Source organism: Blautia sp. BIOML-A1 (assembly GCF_009883055.1).
GTDB lineage: Bacteria > Bacillota > Clostridia > Lachnospirales > Lachnospiraceae > Blautia_A.
In genome coordinates, this window is the sequence record NZ_WWVR01000069.1 from 1 (window position 1) to 3,659 (window position 3,659).

At 37.6% G+C, this 3,659-nt stretch carries 5 protein-coding genes; 2 read left to right on the forward strand and 3 right to left on the reverse strand.

The window, feature by feature from the left end; all coding sequences use genetic code 11:
• Positions 1 to 97: 97 nt before the first annotated feature.
• The 3 genes from GT674_RS16455 to rsgA form a co-directional block, all read right to left on the reverse strand.
• Complete coding sequence (locus GT674_RS16455) at positions 98 to 856, reverse strand: class I SAM-dependent methyltransferase (RefSeq protein WP_243149185.1); 759 nt, start codon at positions 854 to 856, stop codon at positions 98 to 100.
• A 23-nt stretch (positions 857 to 879) separates the two neighbouring features.
• The gene (locus GT674_RS16460) at positions 880 to 1,506 is read right to left on the reverse strand and encodes a GNAT family N-acetyltransferase (protein WP_161286648.1); all 627 of its coding nucleotides are present in this window, start codon (positions 1,504 to 1,506) and stop codon (positions 880 to 882) included.
• A gap of 125 nt (positions 1,507 to 1,631) precedes the next feature.
• Positions 1,632 to 2,216, reverse strand: a complete 585-nt coding sequence (gene rsgA / locus GT674_RS16465) for a ribosome small subunit-dependent GTPase A (RefSeq protein WP_373214443.1) — start codon at positions 2,214 to 2,216, stop codon at positions 1,632 to 1,634.
• Between the two features lie 63 nt (positions 2,217 to 2,279).
• On the opposite strand from rsgA, the gene GT674_RS16470 reads away from it, so the two are divergent.
• Positions 2,280 to 2,636 carry a hypothetical protein gene (locus GT674_RS16470; RefSeq protein WP_243149186.1) on the forward strand — a complete coding sequence of 119 codons (357 nt, stop codon included), beginning with the start codon at positions 2,280 to 2,282 and terminating at the stop codon, positions 2,634 to 2,636.
• Between the two features lie 135 nt (positions 2,637 to 2,771).
• Positions 2,772 to 3,569: an Rpn family recombination-promoting nuclease/putative transposase gene (locus GT674_RS16475; protein WP_161286650.1), complete on the forward strand. Its 798-nt coding sequence runs from the start codon at positions 2,772 to 2,774 to the stop codon at positions 3,567 to 3,569.
• The last annotated feature ends 90 nt before the right edge of the window (positions 3,570 to 3,659 follow it).

Sequence of the window (3,659 nt, forward strand, 5' to 3'; positions counted from 1 at the left end):
TCAATGTGCAGATATGCACAATCCTGCGCTTTCATCTCGGTAATTGAATTGCCGAGGATTCCCGCTTATTATCCTAAATAATTCGTCTACTCTATTTTTATTCTCGTATGGAATAAACCATCAATTGAATATCATTATCAGAACTCGGCTTTCCACTGAAGTCAGCAAAGCTGTTACAAATACGAAGTCCTAATTTACCGAATATCTCCGTGATTTCATCCAAACTATATAACCTTATAGGATTTCCTTCTTTCATTTCAGGCTTATAAAGTGCTTCTCCATACATATAGTCTACCTGCCCATATATCAGCGTTTTTCTATCCTTCTCCCATTCAAAAGCAGATAATGTAAGTCCCTTTTCTCCTGCATCCCATAACTTGCAAGGGAAATGTGTTTGGGCATAGCTTCCATTCATGATATCCATAAAGTGCTTTCCACCATTTTTTAATGCTTTCGCAATGACAGAAAAAATCTTATGATTTTCCCCATCGTCTTCAAGATATCCTATTGCTCCATCCGCCATATTCAGCACAACATCAAATTCCTTATCAAATGTGATCGTGCGAATGTCCTGACAAATGAACTTTGCATTCAAATTTTCTTTTTTTGCCTGCTCGTTTGCATAATCTATGTACGCCGGTGTAATATCAATACCGGTAACATCATACCCACGTCTGGCAAACTCCAGTGAGTGCCGACCAAATCCACATGCAAGATCAAGTATTTTTTCCGTTCCTTTTAACTGTAACTGCTTGATTAGAAAATCTACTTGTCTGCCTGTATCTTCTACCCATGACATATTCTGAATATCCAGCGTCCAATTTTTCTGATACCAGTCTTTTTCCATTGCTTTCATCTAAATTTACCTCCTGCTTTTCATCATTCAAAAATCTGTCCCAGAAGTTTTTTCTTCTCCATATACGGGAACTCTCTATCAAATGCCTCTGCTTCCTTTTCATTTACCAGATACCCTGCCGTAGGTGCATACTCTCCTGTAATTCCATTAAGATATCCCGGTATCAGTTCTTTGCACAGAAAGAAAGATGCATCCTCGCCTTCCGGCAATCCATGATAGCGGATGTCAAACTCGCTTGCCTGTTTAAATCCGCTTTTTCCATAAAAATCAATATTTCCTTCAAAGCATACTGCTCCGCATCCAAGCTCTTTTGCTTTTTCCAGAGAATAATCCAGTAAAATCTTTCCATACCCCTTCCTTTTAAGCTCCGGTGCAATACAGATCGGTCCCATGGTCATAATCGGAATACTTCTGCCATCATCGGCTGCAATCACAGCCTTCATAAACATATTCTGTCCAATCAGATGTCCATCTAATGTCATAACAAAATCCAACTCTGAAACAAATGCCGGATCATTGTGAAGCTGATGGAGTACATAATGTTCCAGACAGCCTGGTCGATACACATTCCAGAAACTCTCCCTTACCAGATTTTCTACCTCATGGTATTCATTTTCTCTTTCCAATCGAATGATAATGTTTTCTTTCATTTTCATTTTCTCCATTTCTTTTTTACTCATAATACTTTTTTGGTTTTTCAATATAAAAAAGCCACAATTCTAAATCAAACTCTTTAGAATTAGCGGCTCTGCGTCTTTTGCGTCTGGCTCTTCATTTATTGTTTATAATTATGCTTATTTAATTTGGCAATCTGTTTGAATTTCCTTTTCTTAGCAACAAGATAATCAACTGCATTTTCATTGTATGCATTCTCTGCTTTTAATCTCATGTACGCTCTATATCGTTCTTCTGTTATCAATCCATCTTTTACCGCTTGTCTTACTGCACAGCCGGACTCATTTCCATGAGAACAATCACTGAATCTACATTTTCCAACCAGTTCTTCAATATCAGAAAATGTATGATCAATCCCATCCTGAGCACTCCACATTCCAAGTTCCCTCATTCCCGGAGTATCAATCACCATTCCTTTTCCCGAAATCATAAAAAGCTCTCTATGTGTTGTGGTATGCCTGCCTTTATCATCATTTCGAAGACCACCTGTCTCCAGTTGATCTGTTCCAAGTACATGATTGATAAGTGAGGACTTTCCTACACCCGATGAGCCTACGAATGCAACCGTATGGTATTCCTTGAGATATTGATAAATCTGACTTAAACCAGCCTCGTCTACTATGGATGTTTCAATAATCGGTACCCCGATTGCTATATTTTCTATTTCTAACAGCTTTGTATCCACATCATCACATAAATCCACCTTGGTCAATACAATGACAGGCATACTGAACAGCAACTTAAAGATGTGAATGAGCAGATTCATTTTACCGGACAATATCTGGCATATAAAAATGTGTACGCCGATTATCGTAGGAGCCGCAATATGGACAAATTTTATGAAGAACACCGGACAGAACTTTCCCTATATAACACAGCCTTCCGAACACTCAAAGAAAAATCCAGCGGGCATAAATTGCCTTCCATGAAATCTCTCTATGCTGAAAAAGACCGGCTTGTTGAATTGAGGGATAGACAGCGTGAAGATTTTTCTAATCATCGGGATTATGAACGGGAACTTCGCACTGTGTCTGCGAATATTGATATGATTCTTGGGAAGAATCGTGAGCAGAAACAACAGATTGAAAAAGGAAAAGATTTATAGACTGTTATTTTTTATCGGAATTTGTCATTTCAAAATTCAGGTATTGAGGATTACTATTTGCCATGTTAAAATAATGATACAGGAATCCATGTTTACTATATCCCATTCTAAAGGAAAGCAGGTGGTGTTTTTACAATGAATAATACAGAAGAAACACTAGATTTTGAGCAAAGACATAAAGAAGATCTACAACGCCTTAGGGGGTTCCGTCTTTTAGATGATGATTTTATGAGTAAAGTTTTTGAAGATAAGGCATGTGCAGAATTTCTACTTCAAATTATTTTGCAAAGACATGACCTTAAAGTACAATCTGTGCAGGGACAATACGATATAAAAAATTTACAGGGACGTTCTATTCGCTTGGATATATTAGCTGTTGATTCCAATAACCGCATTTATAATATAGAAATTCAAAGAAGTGATCGTGGTGCTGATGCAAAACGTGCAAGATACAATAGCAGCCTTATAGATGCCAATATAACTGAAGCTGGTGATAAATATGATGCCCTCTCTGAAACCTATGTGATTTTTATTACAGAAAACGATATATTAAAATCAGGACTTCCAATTTATCATGTTGACCGCATCATCCAGGAAACCGGTGAGCCATTCGGTGATGAAGCTCATATTATTTATGTGAATTCTCAAATCAAAGACGAAACAGAACTCGGAAAACTAATGCACGATTTTTCCTGTACCGATCCGAAAGATATGTATTATAAAATACTTGCTGACAGGGTACGTTATTTCAAAGAAGATGAGGAAGGAGTTTTGACTATGTGCAGAGAAATGGAAAATATGCGAAAAACTGAACGCATTGAAATCGCTAAGCGTATGCTGGCTTCCGGTAAACTCACTTACGAAGATATTGCCACTTTTACAGACCTGACCTTAGAAGAAATCAAGGCTCTGGCTGTACAGAAAACTGCATAACTTATGAAGAAGAGGGAGTATCCCAAAGTTTGTGTAAACCTTCAAACTGATGTAAGATAGAATTACTCAGTTTGGAGGTTTATTTTATGG

What these genes read in the sequence shown, in the direction of transcription:
- GT674_RS16455 (WP_243149185.1), bottom strand. Translation starts at nt 856, where the DNA reads ATGAAAGCAATGGAAAAAGACTGGTATCAGAAAAATTGGACGCTGGAT.
- GT674_RS16460 (WP_161286648.1), bottom strand. Translation starts at nt 1,506, where the DNA reads ATGAAAGAAAACATTATCATTCGATTGGAAAGAGAAAATGAATACCAT.
- GT674_RS16475 (WP_161286650.1), top strand. Translation starts at nt 2,772, where the DNA reads ATGAATAATACAGAAGAAACACTAGATTTTGAGCAAAGACATAAAGAA.